At 67.2% G+C, this 16,362-nt stretch carries 13 protein-coding genes; 3 read left to right on the plus strand and 10 right to left on the minus strand.

The features are described from left to right. Window positions 1-11: 11 nt before the first annotated feature. The 7 genes from OHA70_RS04405 to OHA70_RS04435 form a co-directional block, all read right to left on the minus strand. Window positions 12-965 carry a TolB family protein gene (locus OHA70_RS04405; protein WP_328328786.1) on the minus strand — a complete coding sequence of 318 codons (954 nt, stop codon included), beginning with the start codon at window positions 963-965 and terminating at the stop codon, window positions 12-14. Then, on the minus strand, window positions 962-2,131 hold the full coding sequence (locus OHA70_RS04410) for an MFS transporter (protein ID WP_328328788.1): 1,170 nt from the start codon (window positions 2,129-2,131) through the stop codon (window positions 962-964). Before OHA70_RS04410 ends, OHA70_RS04405 begins: the two co-directional genes overlap by 4 nt. A gap of 74 nt (window positions 2,132-2,205) precedes the next feature. Then, a complete protein-coding gene (locus OHA70_RS04415; protein WP_328328790.1) occupies window positions 2,206-3,489 on the minus strand; it encodes a metallophosphoesterase family protein in 1,284 nt (427 codons plus the stop codon). 140 nt (window positions 3,490-3,629) lie between these two features. After that, entirely contained in the window at window positions 3,630-5,726 is a 2,097-nt protein-coding gene (locus OHA70_RS04420) for an iron ABC transporter permease (protein ID WP_328328792.1), read from the minus strand. Continuing rightward, window positions 5,723-6,697: an ABC transporter substrate-binding protein gene (locus OHA70_RS04425; protein WP_328328794.1), complete on the minus strand. Its 975-nt coding sequence runs from the start codon at window positions 6,695-6,697 to the stop codon at window positions 5,723-5,725. The genes OHA70_RS04420 and OHA70_RS04425 overlap by 4 nt, the downstream gene beginning before the upstream one ends. 8 nt (window positions 6,698-6,705) lie before the next feature. Further along, complete coding sequence (locus OHA70_RS04430; protein ID WP_328328796.1) at window positions 6,706-7,530, minus strand: ABC transporter ATP-binding protein; 825 nt, start codon at window positions 7,528-7,530, stop codon at window positions 6,706-6,708. Between the two features lie 67 nt (window positions 7,531-7,597). Further along, entirely contained in the window at window positions 7,598-8,884 is a 1,287-nt protein-coding gene (locus OHA70_RS04435; RefSeq protein ID WP_328328798.1) for an alpha/beta hydrolase, read from the minus strand. 100 nt (window positions 8,885-8,984) lie between these two features. Between OHA70_RS04435 and OHA70_RS04440 the strand changes: the two genes are divergently transcribed. Beyond that, window positions 8,985-10,415, plus strand: coding sequence for a M1 family metallopeptidase (locus OHA70_RS04440; protein WP_328328800.1), 1,431 nt, complete (start codon window positions 8,985-8,987; stop codon window positions 10,413-10,415). A 702-nt stretch (window positions 10,416-11,117) separates the two neighbouring features. Here OHA70_RS04440 and OHA70_RS04445 read toward each other — a convergent pair. Both OHA70_RS04445 and OHA70_RS04450 read right to left on the minus strand, forming a co-directional pair. Next, window positions 11,118-13,121, minus strand: a complete 2,004-nt coding sequence (locus OHA70_RS04445) for an NADPH-dependent 2,4-dienoyl-CoA reductase (protein WP_328328803.1) — start codon at window positions 13,119-13,121, stop codon at window positions 11,118-11,120. Beyond that, window positions 13,118-13,663, minus strand: coding sequence for a PadR family transcriptional regulator (locus OHA70_RS04450; protein ID WP_328328805.1), 546 nt, complete (start codon window positions 13,661-13,663; stop codon window positions 13,118-13,120). Before OHA70_RS04450 ends, OHA70_RS04445 begins: the two co-directional genes overlap by 4 nt. 125 nt (window positions 13,664-13,788) lie before the next feature. Here OHA70_RS04450 and OHA70_RS04455 point away from each other — a divergent pair, with 125 nt between their 5' ends. After that, a complete protein-coding gene (locus OHA70_RS04455; protein WP_328328807.1) occupies window positions 13,789-14,265 on the plus strand; it encodes a cation:proton antiporter regulatory subunit in 477 nt (158 codons plus the stop codon). Window position 14,266: 1 nt separating this feature from the next. Continuing rightward, a complete protein-coding gene (locus tag OHA70_RS04460) occupies window positions 14,267-15,505 on the plus strand; it encodes a cation:proton antiporter (protein ID WP_328328809.1) in 1,239 nt (412 codons plus the stop codon). Window positions 15,506-15,721: 216 nt separating this feature from the next. Here the strand turns inward: OHA70_RS04460 and OHA70_RS04465 are convergent, their stop codons facing one another. After that, entirely contained in the window at window positions 15,722-16,318 is a 597-nt protein-coding gene (locus OHA70_RS04465; RefSeq protein ID WP_328328811.1) for a YdeI/OmpD-associated family protein, read from the minus strand. Between the last annotated feature and the right edge of the window lie 44 nt (window positions 16,319-16,362).

Raw genomic sequence — 16,362 nt, forward strand, 5'->3', positions numbered from 1 at the left:
GTGGTGCCCCACTACCAGGCCGCCGGGGATGATCCCGCGACAAGCTTCCGCGGCTGGCCCGTCCCATCAGCCGGTACTACGAAAACACCTGGCCCCCCACCATCTTGCTTGCTGTAGGCAATTGTCTTGTCGTTGACCCAGGCCGGCTGGTCGTCGACGTGACTCGTCTCCGCCAGGGCGACGTCGTGCTGGGTGGCCAGGGTGAGGACATGCAATCGCCAGGTCTTGCCGTCGCGGAACTTGTAGGCGATCCGGGTGCCGTCTGGGGACAGCGAGGGGCATTCGACGTTCTCGTGGAGCGCCGTTAGGGTGCGGTTCTGTAGGTTGCCGCGCATCAGCCAGGTCTTGCCCTTCGACGCCATCGTCGCGTAGAAAGTCAGGTCGTCGGCGGCGAAGGTGACGCCCCAGTAGTTCACATCGGTCGATCGGTAGGGCTTGCCGTCGACGGAGGCTGTGAAGTCCTCGAGGGATCCGTAGTGTGTTCCGGTCTTGAGGTCGTAGATCCCTGCTGTCGTCGAGAACGCACCAGCCATCATGTAGCTGTCTCCCGACCGGAACACCGTCCACGCTGCCAGGTGGCCGGACGGAGAAACCCTTACCCTGCTGGGATTCCCCCACAACTGCAGAGTCTTCACAACCTTGCCCGCCGAGTCGATGAGGTCCACCTCAGATGCCATCGGCACCGCGGTCGCCCGCAAGCAGGCCATCGTCCCCCCACTCGCATAGACCCGCTGACAAGCCGGCCCAGTACCGATCGAGGTGGTGGCGCCGTCTCCGAGGGCGATCTGCCGGACTCGGTTGCTGCCGGGCTCGACGTACAGCATCGTTCCCGATCGGCCGAGCTGGATTCCGCTCTGGGCGGCTGCCTGCTGTGTCGTCGCGACCCGCCAGCCGAGGTAGCCGATGCCCGCGGCAACGAACACCGCAATCAAGGTGATACCAGTGATGATTCGACTGCGGCTCATCGGGTGACCCCCGGGCGGCAGAGCCAGGCGCCGGCGGCGATTGCGGCGGCCAGTGCTCCGGCGAAGAGGGTGAAGGTCAGCGACGGCTGCACCCAGGCGGCCATTGCGCCGAACGCCAACGCGCCGGCTGCTCTGGCGAGGGCTTGGGCGGTTTGGACTACCGCCATTCCGGTTGCGCGCAACGGGGCGGGGATGAGCGGACCGGCGTACGCCATCAGGACGCCGTCGCTGGCCGCGTAGAAGAAGCCGTGGAGGAGCAGGATCACGCCTGCTACCACGCGGCCTTGGGTGTTGGCGGCGATCAGGAGGTACGCGGCCAGCAGCAGGCCGTGGCCGAGGAGGAAGAGCTTCCAGCGGCCGATGCGGTCGGCGAGCCGGCCGAAGGGGATGGCGGCGAGCATGAAGGTCAGCGCGGTGCCGAGGGGTAGGAGCGGGAGGATGGCGGGCGGCAGGCCGGCTGTGCGTTGGACGGAGAAGTACAGGAACATATCGCCGACGGTCACTAGGCCGAGCAGTCCGGCAGCGATGATCAGGCGGCGGAGCTCCGGTGCGGTTGCCGCGGCCAGGCCGGCGCGCACGCTCACCGCGGCTTTGCTGACGATGGTGCGGGGTTGGGTGACGAAGAAGACGAGGATGAGTACGCCGATCGCGGCGAGGCAGAAGCTCGTACTGAAGACCACGTCGTACCCACCCGGGATCGCCGCGATGATCGCGAACCCGAGCAACGGGCCCAGCAGAGCGCCTGCCGTGTCGAGCGCCCGATGCACCCCGAACGCGCGCCCGAGATCCTCAACGGGTGTGGACAACGAGATGAGCGCGTCGCGTGGTGCCGTACGAATCCCCTTGCCAGCCCGGTCGACCGCGATGACGGAGCTGAGCCCGGACAACGACCCATCCACAGCCGGCAGCCCAAGCTTCGTCAACGCCGACAACCCATAACCCGCAATAGCCACCGCCTTCGGACGACCGAGCCGGTCAGCCACATGCCCACCAGCCAGCCTCAAGAGCGCGGTCGCACCGGTGTAGAGCGCATCCAGTGCACCCAGTTGCAGGAAGCCGAGCCCCAGCCCGTACATGAGATAGAGCGGCAGAATCGCCGTCACCATCTCAGCCGAGGCATCGGTCACCAGGCTGACGAGGCCGAGCGCCACCACAGTTCCCGACACCCGGCGGACAGGAGAACTTGTTTTTGGGGTCGCAACCCGGGCGGCATCGGCCGCCCGGGTGCTGGAGAGGTACATCATTTGGGGTGGCAGGTGCCTTGGACCGAGTCGGTGAAGGTTCGGCCGGCGACCGGGACGAAGGCGGCGGTGTAGCCGGTGGCGGTGAGGGTCAGTTTGCCTACACCGAAGGTGTTGTAGTCCTTCTTCTCGATCGTCGCCTTGGTGGTGCCGCCGGCGCCGTAGAGCGCGCGGCCGCCGGTGCCGATCAAGAGTTGGCGGACACCGTTCGTCGCGTCCTTGGTGCCGTCCGGCTTCGACGGGGCGAAGCGGATGTAGTTGTGGTCGTGGCCGCTGATCACCAGGTCGGCCTTGTAGTCGTAGAGCGCCTGGAAGAACGGCTGCATCGACGTGTTGTCGCTGTAGTTGCCGGCAGCGAAGCGGGAGTGGTGCCAGTAGGCCGCAGTACAAGGCTTCGTGCTCGCGGCGAGATCGGCGCGCAACCACTGGACCTGAGCACTCGTGGAGGTCTTCGCGATGTTCGAGTTGAGCGCGACGAAGTGCCAGTCGCCGACGTCGTAGCTGTAGTAGCCCTTGGTCCGGTCACCCGCCCGGCCGGTCGCCTGCCCGACACCGTTGAAGTAGTCGAAGTACCCCTTGGCGTTGGCCGTGACGTACTCATGGTTGCCCGGCGTCGGGAACGTCTTACTCTTGAAGACACCCCACTGCGGGTTGTAGCTGTTGTTGTACTCCGAAAGCGTCCCGCTCTCGTAAGCGTTGTCCCCCGCCGTGATCACCGCCGTCGGATTCATCGCCTCCACCAGCGGCCGGGTCTGGTTGCACGCCGACCCGCAGATGTCACCAGCGGCCGCGACCGTGACGGTCGCCAGAATCCCCGCCTGGTAGGCGTCGACCCGGTAGCTGCTCGCCGACGAAGCGAAGTTCGGCTTGACCGTCACGCAGCTACCCTGGAAAGCCCTGGTATAGAAGGCCTTTCCTTGCCAATTGGTTGCCTTGAGCGTGTACTTCCCACCGGCCGATCCGGTCACGGTGACCGTGTCCTTGCCAGCCAGCGTCAGCTCCTTGAAGCGAACCCGGACCCACCGAGAGTCCGAGGCCGCACACACCTGCTGACTCGTCCCGGCCTTCGCCAGAGCGGTCTTGACTGCCACGGTCTTCGCGCCGGTCTCGGCGAGCTGGAGCTGCTCACCGGCGACGATCGTGTCTTGCTGGGTCTCCATCGACGCGGCGACCGGCCGCGCGTCGTCGGACGGGTTGGTGGCGACGACGGTCAGGGCTCCGGCGAGCAAACCACCGGTGATGAGTGCGGCGATCGTGGTACGTCTGGACGGTCTGTTCAGCATGGTTCCACCTTGGGCGATAGGGGTGAAAGCAAAGTAGCGGGCTGAACACAATCAGCAACCACCCCGCAAAGCACCACGCGATGTTCACTGAATGAACACCGCGTGAAGGAGCTACCTGGAACCGTTTTCCGGCGGACTGTTCAGAGTTTTACGGCGCGGGTCCGCCACAGCAGGTACACGAAGTACGGCGCCCCGATCAGCGCGGTCAGCAGCCCCGCCGGGATCTGCGCCGGCGCCAGCAGCGTCCGCCCGAGGCTGTCCGCGACACTCACCAGTACTGCGCCCAGCAGAGCTGCGATCGGAAGCAACCGCGCATGCCGCCCACCCACGAGCGCCCGCGCCGCATGCGGAGCAACGAGACCGACGAAGCCGACCACCCCGATCGCCGAGACAGCCGCGGCGGTCATCAACGCCGCGCCGACCAGCGCGACCAGACGGGTGCGCTCCAGCCGTACGCCGAGAATGCGCGGGACGTCGTCATCCAGCGAGAGCAGGTCCAGCTCACGCCGAGCCAGCACGATCACCGGGGTGAGGACGATCAACGCGATCGCCACCGGGATCACCTGCGGCAGCGTCCGTCCGTAGGTGCTGCCGGACAGCCAGGTCATCGCGAGGCTGATGTTCCACGGGTCGGTGTAGACGATGACGAAGGTGATGATCGCGGTCGTCGCCGACGAGACGCCGACCCCAATCAGCACCAGCCGGTCCGAACTGAGCCCACCCCTCCAGGAGACCAGATAGACCAGCGCAAAGGTGGCCAGCGCGGCCACTGCGGCGACGCCGGACAAGAGCCAGATCCCGGCCGTCGGTACCGCCATCAGGACGACGACGGCGCCGACCCCGGCTCCGCCCGTGATGCCGAGGATGCCCGGCTCGGCCAGCGGGTTGCGGCAGACGGCCTGCACGGTCGCGCCCGCGATCGCGAGCGCCGCTCCGCAGAGGACGGCCGAGAGCACCCGCGGGAAACGCGTGTCGAGGACGTACGTGATCGCCCGCCCGGACCGGCCGTTGATCCAGTTGACGATGTCGCCGGTACGCAGGAAGGCATCACCCGCAAGCATCGCGAACACGAGCGCCGCCACCAGCAGCACGACCAGCGAAACGGTGACGATCCAGAAAGTACGCCGGGTCCGGAGACCGCCACCGGCTCGCCCGGCCTGTTGCCGGCTCGGACCGGAGTCGCGGAACCGGCGGGCCAGCCAGACGAGCACGACCGCGCCGACGAGCATCGTCATGATGCCGGTCGGGATCTCCACTCCTGCTTGGCCGCCGAGGATCGCGCGCAGTACGACGTCCGACGCGATCACCACCAAGATGCCGGACAGCCCGGACAACGGCAGCAGCACCCGGTGCCGCATCAGGCCCGGGACGAGCGGAGCGATCAGCCGGACGAGCACCGGCGCGACCAGTCCGACGAACCCGACGGGGCCGGCGACAGTGACAGCCGCGGCCGACAGCAGCACGGTCACGAGGGTGATCCACACCCTCGTACGGCGAACCCGGACACCCAGTACGGAAGCCGTATCGTCGCCCAGGGCAAGGATGTCCAGCTTCGGCGCCAGTACCATCGCCCCGATGATGCCGACGGCAACAATCGGCGCCATCTGCTTGACCGCGACGAGGTCGGTCTGGACAAGGGTCCCGGCTCCCCAGGCGAAGGTGCCGATCGTCTCCTCGCGATAGAGCAGCATCAGCAACGTGGTCACCCCGGCGAGCGCCATCGCGACCGCCGATCCGGCCAGGATCAACCGCGTCGGCCCGGCGGTGCCACCGGCCGACAAGCTCAGTACCAGTACTGCGGCCGCCAACCCGCCGACAAACGCGATGCCACCCGACGGAAGGGTCGGCAGCGAAATCCCGAAGGCGGCGAAGATGACAACAGCCAAATAGGCACCGGCGTTGACGCCGAGCGTGTCCGGCGAAGCGAGCGGGTTCCTGGCCAAGGACTGCAGACCAGCACCGGCAACACCCAGCGCCAGCCCGACCAGTACTCCGGCCAGCAGCCGAGGCAGCCGCGACGCGACCAGCACGTTCGCCGAGTTGTCCGTGCCTTGGCCGATCACCAGCTTGAGCAGGTCCCCGGCGTTCACCGAGGACGTGCCCTGGGTCAGGTGAATCGCCGCCAGCAGCACGACCGCGACGATCGCGATCGTGAAGACGCCCGCCACGCGCACCCGGCGTACAGGCTCCAGGGGCGCGGTGGCGAGGTCGGGCCGCTGGGCGGTCAGCTGGGTCAAGAGGTGACTGCCTGCACCGTCGCGTCGATGAACTGCTCGGTCGACTTCGGGCCGCCGAACATCCAGATCCCGTCGGCGAGCCGGTGCACGTTGCCGCTCTTCACGAACGGCAGGTTCTTCCAGATCGCGTTCTTGGCCAGGTCGCCGCCGAACACGTCACCGCCGTCGCCGTTGTTGGCGATGTAGAGGAACTCGCCGTCCTTCAGCTTGGTCAGACCCTCGATATCGGTCTGCGCGAGGCCGTAGTCGGGGTCGCCGGCCGCGGTCCAGGCGTTCTTCAGGCCGAGCTCGTTGGTGACGGCGCCGAGCAGCGAGCCCGAGGTGTACATCCGGATCGAGATCGTGCTGCCCTGCTTGTAACCGTCGGCCATCGTGTACGGCGTACCGGCCTTGCCCGCGTCGGCGATCTTCTGCTTGCCCTCGGCAAGCTTCTGGTCGAACTCGGCGAGCGCCGTCTTGGCCTGGTCGGTCTTGCCGACCGCCTGGGCGATCAGCTCGAGGTTCGTCTTCATCTGCGGGATCGCGTTCTTCGCGTCGGCGCCGCGGATGACCAGGACCGGCGCGGCCTTCTCCAGTTGGGTGATGGTGGCCGGGGACTCGTCGGTGGTGGTGATGATCAGGTCGGGCGTCAGGGCGACGATCGCGTCCACACTGGCCTCGCCGCGGGTACCGACATCCTTGGCCGAGCCGTCGAGCTTGCCCGCGCTCACCCAGGCGGTGTAGCCCTTCACGTCGGCGACGCCGACCGGCTGCACGCCGAGGGTGATCAGGTTCTCGATGATCTCCCACTCGAGGCCGACCACCTTGGTGGCGGGCGCCTTGAGGTCGACCTTCTTGTTCCGCGCGTCGGTGACGGAGACCGGCTGGTTCGCGCTCGAACTGTTCGCCTCGGGGGTGATGTTCTCGCTACTGCCGCACGCGGTCAGCACCAAGGCCAGGGTTGCGGCGACTAGGGCGGTGAGTCTTTTCATCAATGACCTCAGTTGGTTTGCTGGAGGGTTTGGCGTTGCAGGTGCTTGCCGACCGGCCGGGTGGTGACCAGGCCGGTCGCCGGGTCGGTACCGATCTCGATCCGGATCCCGTAGGTCTCGGACAGCGCATCCGCCTGCAGGACCTCGGCCGGCGTACCGGTGCTGCGGATCCGGCCCTGGTCGAGCAGGGCGATCCGGTCGGCGACGGCGGCGGCCTGGTTCAGGTCGTGCAGGACGACGCCGACGGCGACCCCGTGGTCGTCGGCGAGGTCGCGCATCAGGTCGAGGATCTCGATCTGGTAGCGCAGGTCGAGGAAGGTGGTCGGCTCGTCGAGCAGCAGTACGCCAGTGTCCTGCGCGAGACAGGTGGCGAGCCAGACGCGTTGGAGCTCGCCGCCGGACAGTTCGTCGACGGCTCGCTCGGCCATTACTGCGACTCCGGTGACGTCCATCGCGTGGGTGATGGCGCGATTGCCGTCGGGGTCGTCGTGCCGCCAGCGACCGCGGTACGGGTGCCTGCCGTAGCCGACGACGTCCCTCACGCTGACACCGTTGGGCGTCGGGCGGGACTGCGAGAGCAAGGTCACTCGCCGGGCGAAGTCCTTCGACGAGAGGGCGAGTGCGTCCGCTCCGTCGGGGAAGCTGATCTCGCCGGCGTCAGGCTTGTGCAGGCGGGCCAGTGCGCGCAGCAGCGTCGACTTGCCGCTGCCGTTCGGCCCGACCAACGCGGTGACCTCGGCGGCCGCGATCTCCAGCGACGCCCCGTCGACCACCTGCTTGCCGTGATACCCGAGAGACAGTTCAGTCCCGGCCAGCCCCACTGACTCCCGCATGGCACGAAGGATAGCCTCACCTAAGTACGGATGTCAGCTTCACAACCAGCGATCGGGTGACTACAGGTTACGCGAGGAGTTGGGCGGCTAGCCACGGGTAGGCGAGGGTGAAGGCCTGGGTGGCGAACTGCCAGTTGTGGCCGCCCGGCCGGACGGTGAGGGTGGAGGTGATGCCTACCTTCTTGCCGGCGGCGATGAACTCCTTGGCCACCCGGATGTGAGTGAGCTCCTCGGTGCCGTCGAGGTACTGGCCGGTGATCGCGGGGTACGGACCGTGCTTGGCCATCACGGTCAGCGGGGCGTGCGCGTCGTACGCGGCCTGCGATCCGCCGAAGAGGTTGGCGACCGTCTGGGCCTGGTCGCCGGTGTTCGGGGCCTCGTCGCCGGAGATGTCGACGAAGTGCCGGAACACCTCGGGATGCTCGGTGACGAGACCGATGGCGCAGGTACCGCCCATCGAGAACCCGGCGATCGCCCACTTCCGCGGATCCGTCGAGGCGCCGAAATGCTTCTCGACGTACTGCGGTACGTCGAGCACGAGGTGGTCCTCCGACTGACCGTGCGGACCGTTGACACACTCGGTGTCGTTGCCGAATCCGCCCGTCGGGTCGACGAAAACCAGGATCGGGCCGTCCCCGTGATGCCGGGCGGCGTACTGCTCGGCGGTCTGGACGGCCTGTCCGATGCGGATCCAGTTCTCGGGCTTGGAGTGCTCGGCGGCGATCATCTCCACCGCTGGGAGGGCTGGTCGCTGCTTCTGGAACCACGCCGGAGGCAGCCAGACCAGCTCGGGCCGGTGCTTGAACCCGCTCGGCGTCGCCGGGATGGTGATCTTGACGAGCTTGCCCGTCTTCTGGGCGACCGGGTCCGGCTTGCTGTTCAGTTGATGCAGTGACACCTCACCCGGGACCTGCTTGTTCTCGATCCCGGCGACTGCGTCAGCGACTGTGGGGAAGTACCCGACGAACTGGTTGATCCCGTTGGCGCAGACGACCGCGGCCAGCGTGGCCGCGACGACCGCCGCTCCCCGATGGCGCCAGTTGACTGTCCGCGACACTGACGCGTGCACCCGGTGAGGTGCGTTCCAGCCGACGGCCAGTACCAGCAGCGCGCAGACCACTACCGCCAGCCACAACCACACGGCGACAGGCAACGGGTCGGTCACCCCTACCGCCGGTACCACCACCCACGCCATCAGGGCCGCGATCCCCACCGACCCCAGCGCTATGAACGGCAGCTTCCGGGTCCGCCAACGTGCGTCCCGCCACCCCACTGCCGTGATCAACGCGACCAGCGCGAACCCCTCGAGGGTCCACGGCAGCCATCCGCTCAGCAGCGATACCTGTGAAGCCACATCACCCTCCGTCGCGCCCGTACCCCCGAAGGTAGACGCCCTGCCGAGCACTATGGTTGCCCCAACCCCGCAGGTTGTCGTGGAACGCCAAGGAGGAGTTATGGGACGCGCCGTTCGTCGCCGCTCGTTGATCGTCGGCGCAGTGGCACCTGGATTGGTGGCTGCTCTTGGGCTGACGGCCTTGGCCAGTCCGATGGCTACTGCCGCGCCGGCCTCGTACTTCTCCCCCGGTGCGCCGGGAGATGGAGATCCGTACTTCCCTGACATGGGCAACGGCGGGTACGACGTCAGCCACTACGACATCAAGCTCGCGTTCAGCCCCACGACGCACGCGATCAGCGCGACGACGACGATCCTCGCTCGCGCCACGCAGAACCTGTCTCGCTTCGACCTGGACTTCCAGGGTCCGCTGAAGATCAGCAAGCTCTCGGTCAACGGTCGGAAGGCGTCCTTCAAGCGCAGCGGTGCGCAGGAACTGGTGATCACTCCGCCCCACGGGCTGCGGCGCGGGACCAAGTTCGTCGTCTCGGTGACGTACGCCGGCGTACCGCAGAAGATCGATGACCCGGCGCTGGGTATCTCCGGCTGGGCCGCGACCAAGGACGGCGCGGTCGCGCTCAACCAGCCCATCGGGGCGGCGACCTACTACCCGGTGAACGACACCACGCGCGACAAGGCGACGTACTCGCAGACGGTTTCCGTGCCGACCGGGCTCACGGTACTGGCCAACGGCGAGCCCGGGCCGACGACGTCGCGTGGCGGCCGGACGACCTTCCGCTGGACGATGAACCGGCCGATGGCCAGCGAGCTGTCGATGCTCGCGATCGGGAAGTACAACGTCACCCGCGGCAAGCTGCGCGACGGCCGCCCGAACATCACCGCCATCGGCCAGTCGGTCGACACCGTGGCCGGCCAGGGCAAGGTCTTCAACCAGACCACCGCGCAGATCGTCGAGTGGGAGCAGTCGCTGTACGGCCGCTACCCCTTCGACTCGACCGGCGGGATCATCGGCGACGTCGGCGTCCACTATGCGCTCGAGACCCAGGGCCGGCCCGTCTACGACCAGCGCAGCAGCAAGGTCAGCGGCGACCTGCTCGCCCACGAACTCGGCCACCAGTGGTTCGGCGACAGCCTTACCCCCGCGCGCTGGTCGGACATCTGGCTCAACGAAGGCTTCGCCACCTACTCCGAGTGGCTGTACCAGGAGAAGTTCAAGGGCATCCCCGCCCAGCAAAGCTTCACCGAGGCCTACACCGGCGAAAAGGACTGGACCGGCAAGGTAGCCAACCCCGGCCGCGACCAAATCTTCGACGACCTCGTCTATACCCGAGGCGCCCTGACCCTCCACGCCCTCCGCCTGAAAATCGGCGACAAAGCCTTCTTCAAGATCCTCAAGCAGTGGCCCACCACCCACCGCCACGGCAACGTCACCACCCAAACCTTCATCCACTACGTAGAACACCAAACCCACCAAAACCTGAGCACCTTCTTCACCACCTGGCTCTACCAACCAGGCAAGCCAAAGCTCTAACCCGATGCCTGGACAGGGCGTTCAGCTCGGCGACCGGAGACGGGCGGCCTGACCGGAAACAAACTTGCACCTGGAGCAAGTTAGTTACCAGATAGCGCCTACCCGCACCGACTTCAGCACCCTCTGACCCGCCCAGCCCTCAGCTCAGACCACCGTCCGCCTCTCCCCCGACAGCGAGCCAGTGGCAGCCCAGCAGCCCCCGTCGGATTTCCCGACCGGGGCTGCTGGGCTTGGGCTTCCCTGATGACCATGCCGGCGGATTGTCGAGATCTAATGCCCGGACTGCGACAACCGCCTGGCATGTCCGCGGTCCAGTAGGCGTGGTGGACCGCGGACCCCGGATCGTGGGAAGGCAGACAGCCGAGGAGATGACCGACCTGCTGATCAGTTCCTCGCCGAGCCTCCAGCGGATTCACCGAAAGGCGGGCGACGACAAAAGACGCCTCGGGACTCCCGCTCCCGAGTAGTCCTGGCGGCCACGGCCACGCCAGAGAGAATCGCCAGCCTTCACAGGGGTGCGACACCGAAGGCATCCGATCACCTGCACGTGCCGCGAGCCGCCGGCTGGCAGGCCGCCGATCTCGGAGCTGAAGCTCTAGCCGAACCGGCGCAACTGCCGACCGAGCCAACGCTCAGCCGAAGCTACCGGCCTCCCGTAGCCCATATTTATATATGTTCTTTGTTCTTGTTCTTGTTCTTGTTCTACAGGGTGGCGGCTAGTTCGGTGCCTTGGAGGATGGCTCGTTTGGCGTCTAGTTCGGTCGCCTGGTCGGCGCCGCCGATTAGGTGGGTGGTGGGGGTGGAGAGGTCGCGGACCGGTTCTTGGCCGGCGCAGATGACGATGGTGTCGACTGCCAGGACGCGGGGGTTTTCGTGTTTGGGGCCGAAGGTCAGGTGGAGGCCTTCGTCGTCTATGCGTTCGTAGTTGACGTTGGTCAGTTGCTCTACGCCCTTGTTTTTCAGGGCGGCGCGGTGGACCCAGCCGGTGGTTTTGCCCAGGGTGGCGCCGATTTTGCCGGGCTTGCGTTGGAGTAGGTAGATCTGGCGCGGGGATGGTTCGGGGTGGGGTTTGGTGAGGGCGCCGGGGGTTGTTTGCGGGTCGGTGACGCCCCATTCGGCTTTCCAGGCGGGGAGGTCCAAGGTCGGGGAGTCGATCGTGGTGAGGAACTCGCTGACGTCCACCCCGATGCCGCCGGCGCCGATGACGGCGACCGTCTTGCCGACGGGGCGGCCGTGGCGGACTACGTCGACGTACGAGAGGACTTTCTCGTGGTCGATGCCGGGGATGGACGGGATGCGCGGGACGACGCCGGTGGCGAGGATGACCTCGTCGAAGCCTTCGAGGTCAGCGGCGACGGCACGGTGGCCGAGGTGGAGTTTGACGCCGGTCAATGCGAGTCGGCGTTCGTAGTACCGGATGGTTTCGGCGAATTCTTCCTTGCCGGGGATCCGGCGGGCGATGCCGAACTGGCCGCCGATCTCGTTGTCTGCTTCGAAAAGCTCCACGTCATGACCGCGTTCTGCCGCGGTGACCGCAGCCGACAAGCCCGCCGGTCCGGCGCCGACCACGGCAATGCGGCGGGTACGCCGAGTTGGCAGCAGCACCAATTCGGTCTCCCGAGCGGCGCGTGGGTTGACCATGCAACTCGCGTGCTGTCGAGCGAACACGTGGTCCAGGCACGCCTGGTTGCAGGCGATGCAGACGTTGATCTCGTCCGCCCGGTCAGCAGTTGCCTTGAGCACCCATTCCGGATCGGCCAGGAACGGGCGAGCCATACTGATCAGGTCGGCGTCGCCGCGAGCCAGTACCTCCTCGCCCACCTGTGGCAGGTTGATCCGGTTCGACGTCACCACCGGGATGGAGACGTGCGGCCGGAACGACGCCGTGATCGACGTGAAAGCAGCCCGCGGCACCGACGTCACGATGGTCGGCACCCGCGCCTCGTGCCAGCCGATCCCGGTGTTGATGATCGACGCGCCCGCCGCCTCGATCTCCTTGCCTAACGCAACAACCTCCGACCAGTCCTGCCCACCCGGGACCAGGTCCGCCATCGAGAGCCGGTAGATGATCAGGAAGTCCGGCCCGACCCGCTCGCGGATCCCCCGGACGATCTCGACCGCGACCCGGCGCCGGTTCTCCGCGCTGCCACCCCAGCGATCGCGGCGCATGTTGGTCCGCTCGGCCAGGAACTGGTTGATGAAGTACCCCTCGGACCCCATCACCTCGACCCCGTCGTACCCGCCCTCCTGAGCCAGCGCCGCACACCTCACGTACGCCGCGATCTGCGACCGCACGCCGCGATCCGTCAACGCCCGCGGTTTGAACGGGTTGATCGGTGCCTTCACAGCCGACGCCGAGACGCTGAACGGGTGATAGGCATAGCGCCCGGCGTGCAGGATCTGCAACGCGATCAGCCCGCCCTCGGCGTGCACCGCATCCGTGACCTGACGGTGCCCACGGGCCTCCCGGCGAGTGGTCAGCTTCGAGGCGAAGGGAGTCAGCCAGCCGGTCCGGTTCGGTGCGTAGCCGCCCGTGACGATCAGGCCGACGCCGCCGCGTGCCCGCTCGGCAAAGTACGCGGCGAGCTTCGGCAAATCCTTGGCCCGGTCCTCGAGACCGGTGTGCATCGACCCCATGATCACCCGGTTCTTCAGGGTGACGTGGCCGAGGTCGAGCGGGGCCAGCAGGTTCGGGTACTCGCTCATGAGGTGCCCTCCGATCGCATCGCCTGGATCACTTCGTCGCACCAGCCGAGGAACGACTCCTCGGCGCGGACACCGCCGCGGAGTACGAGGTACTGGTGTAGTTCACGGCCGTTGAGTTTGTCGGGCTTGGGAAAGTCGCGGCGCTGGATACTCCGGTACGTCTCCAGCCGGATCGCGTGTTCGGCGCGGTGCCGCTCGACTTCCCGCAGTACTGCGGAAGCGTCGCCCAAGGAGGCGCCGCGGAGCTTCACCGCCAACCCGTCACGCAAGATCGCCGGGTCGACGGGCTCGGCGATCCACTGGGCAAGCTCAGAGCGGCCGGCTTCGGAGACCTCGTAGACCTTCTTGTCCGGGCGGCCGTCCTGGGCGACGTCGGTGTGGGTGACCCAGCCTGCGTCGTCCATCCGGCGCAGCACCCGGTAGATCTGCTGATGGGTCGCCGGCCAGAAGAAGCCGATCGACCGGTCGAACCGCCGGGCCAGCTCGTAGCCCGACCCCGCGCGCTCGGTCAGCGAGACGAGGATCGCGTGTTCGAGGGCCATGCCACCGACCATACCTATGCAACGCGTTGCAGTGCACCTGATTGCAAGCCAGTTCACACCGGCCGGTTGGTCTGATGAGGGAGAATGGTTGCAGACGCCAGCTATTGCGGAGCGGAGAAACTTCCATGGAGCACCCGACCAGGACCACGTTGCCCGGGATCGGCACCCGGTACGACCTCACCACCGACGGCGGCAAGCACGTCTCGGTGGTGGTGCACACGGACGGCCGGCGGTTCCTGGGGTTCCACGATCCCGAGGACGACGACAACTGCCAGGCCAGCGTGCCGCTCGGCCCGGCCGAGGCGAGCGCGCTCGGCCAGCTGCTGATCCCCGCGCCGATCGAGCCGCTGCGCGGTGACATCGAGATCGACCTGGTCACCGAGCAGATTCCGATCACCAGCCGCTCTCCGTACTCCGGCCGCACGCTCGGCGACACCCAGGCGCGCAGCCGGACCGGCGCGTCGATCGTCGCCGTACTACGCCGTACCGGTGCAGTGCCGTCGCCGACACCCGACTTCAGGTTCGCCACCGGGGACACGATCGTCGTGGTCGGTACCCGTGAGGGTGTCGACGCCGTCGCCGAGCTGATCACGGGGGGCTGAGATGCATGACACGACCGCCCTGCTGATCGAGCTCGGAGGCGTACTGCTTGCCCTCGGCATCCTTGGCCGGATCGCCGGCCGGGTCGGCTTCTCGCCGATTCCCCTGTACCTGCTGGCCGGACTGGCCTTCGGGCATGGCGGGTTGCTGCCGCTGGACGCGTCCGAGGAGTTCGTTGCCACCGGCGCCGAAATCGGTGTGATCCTGCTGCTGTTGCTGCTCGGGCTCGAGTACACGGCGGCCGATCTGGTCGGGACGCTCAAGACGCAGTACTTGTCCGGCGTCGTCGACTTCCTGCTGAACGCGTTACCCGGGGCCGCCGTTGCGTTGCTGCTCGGCTGGGGACCGGTCGCGGCGGTCGCGCTGGCCGGCGTCACCTGGATCTCGTCGTCGGGCGTGATCGCGAAGGTGGTCGGCGATCTCGGGCGGCTCGGTAATCGCGAGACGCCGATCGTGCTCGGGATCCTGGTGCTGGAAGACCTTTCGATGGCGGTCTATCTGCCGATCCTGACGGCGTTGCTCGCTGGTGCCGGGCTAGCCGGTGGCAGCGTGACGTTGCTGATCTCGCTGGGCACGGTGAGCATCGTGCTGTTCGTTGCCTTGCGCTACGGACGGGTGATCAGCCGGGCGGTCTCCTCGGACAATCCGGAGATGTTGCTGCTCGTAGTACTGGGGCTGACGTTGCTGGTCGCCGGTGTCGCGCAGAAGCTGCAGGTGTCGGCGGCGGTCGGGGCGTTCCTGGTCGGGATCGCGTTGTCGGGTGAGGTCGCGAAGGGGGCGCGCAATCTGCTGAGCCCGTTGCGGGATCTGTTTGCGGCCGTCTTCTTTGTGTTCTTCGGGTTGAGCACTGACCCGGCGGACATTCCGCCGGTGCTGGGGATCGCGTTGGCGCTCGCAGTACTGACCGCACTGACCAAGATCGCGACTGGCTGGTACGCCGCTCGCAAGGCCGGCGTGAAGTCGGCCGGCCGCTGGCGCGCGGGCGGCACGCTGGTCGCCCGCGGCGAGTTCTCGATCGTCATCGCCGGTCTGGCCGTCGGAGTCGAGCCCCGCCTCGGCCCGCTGGCAACGGCGTACGTCCTCATCCTCGTCATCCTCGGCCCCGTCACCGCCCGCTTCACCGAGCCAGCAGCCCGCAAACTAACCAACCTCCGGAACAAGCCCGAACCGGTCGCGGCCCCAGCCGCCGAACGCCTGGACGACCCCGCAGACACCGCAGACACCGCAGACACCCGAAGCTGACGCGCCCCATCCTGACGGCCATGGGCAGTCCGACTGGCGGACCCGCGGTGAGCGGGGTTATCCCCTCAATCGGTGGGTTGCCCCGTGTGATTCTGGCGAGGCAACCCACAAACTGAGGGGATAACCCCTCAGATGGCGGAGCGGGAGGGTGGGAGCGGAGGCGCCGCGGTCAGCCCGGGGGTGGGTGGCGGTGGGGTAAGTCCGGGGGCGGTGGGGTCAGTTGGGGTGGTTGGCGCGCTGGTTTAGCGCGGCGAGGGTGACTGTTTGGGTGATGCGGGTGGTGCGGGTTTCGGGGCGTTTGGCCAGGGCGATCCATTCGAGGATTCGGCGCTTGGAGGATGGGGGGAAGGCGGCGAAATGCATTGCTGCCTCCGGGTGCTGGTCCAGCTCGGCTTGGAGGTCGGCGGGGATTACGCCGTTCTGGGCTTCGGCTAGGCAGTCCCAGGTGCCGGTCTCGTGGGCCAGGTCGATCAGCTCCTGGCCGGGTGCTGCCATCAGGCCGGCGGCGAGGAGGCGTTCGGCGCGGTCTCGGTTGACCTGGCTCCAGGTGCTGCGGGGGTTGCGTGGGGTGAAGGTCTGGTAGGTGCTGGTGGCGTCGCGGCGCAGCGTCTTGCTGTCGATCCAGCCGAAGCACAACGCATGCTCGACCGCCTCGGCCAGGTCGATACCAGCGCCGTCGCGCCGGACGATCACCCACACCGACCGCGAGGTCCGGCCGTTGGCCGCCAACCACTCGCGCCACTCCTCGACCGTCGCCGGCGCGAACGCCTCGTCGTCGGTGACTACCTGCTTGGCCTTGGCCTCTGTGTTCATGAGAACAGCATGCCGACTATAAGTGCTCATCTAGTGAGCACTTT

The sequence above is a fragment of the Kribbella sp. NBC_00382 genome (genome assembly GCF_036067295.1).
GTDB lineage: Bacteria > Actinomycetota > Actinomycetes > Propionibacteriales > Kribbellaceae > Kribbella.

Coding starts and splice junctions, on each gene's coding strand:
- OHA70_RS04415 (WP_328328790.1), bottom strand. CDS start 3,489: ATGCTGAACAGACCGTCCAGACGTACCACGATCGCCGCACTCATCACC.
- OHA70_RS04455 (WP_328328807.1), top strand. CDS start 13,789: ATGGAGCACCCGACCAGGACCACGTTGCCCGGGATCGGCACCCGGTAC.
- OHA70_RS04465 (WP_328328811.1), bottom strand. CDS start 16,318: ATGAACACAGAGGCCAAGGCCAAGCAGGTAGTCACCGACGACGAGGCG.
- OHA70_RS04440 (WP_328328800.1), top strand. CDS start 8,985: ATGGGACGCGCCGTTCGTCGCCGCTCGTTGATCGTCGGCGCAGTGGCA.
- OHA70_RS04445 (WP_328328803.1), bottom strand. CDS start 13,121: ATGAGCGAGTACCCGAACCTGCTGGCCCCGCTCGACCTCGGCCACGTC.
- OHA70_RS04405 (WP_328328786.1), bottom strand. CDS start 965: ATGAGCCGCAGTCGAATCATCACTGGTATCACCTTGATTGCGGTGTTC.
- OHA70_RS04430 (WP_328328796.1), bottom strand. CDS start 7,530: ATGCGGGAGTCAGTGGGGCTGGCCGGGACTGAACTGTCTCTCGGGTAT.
- OHA70_RS04425 (WP_328328794.1), bottom strand. CDS start 6,697: ATGAAAAGACTCACCGCCCTAGTCGCCGCAACCCTGGCCTTGGTGCTG.
- OHA70_RS04450 (WP_328328805.1), bottom strand. CDS start 13,663: ATGGCCCTCGAACACGCGATCCTCGTCTCGCTGACCGAGCGCGCGGGG.
- OHA70_RS04460 (WP_328328809.1), top strand. CDS start 14,267: ATGCATGACACGACCGCCCTGCTGATCGAGCTCGGAGGCGTACTGCTT.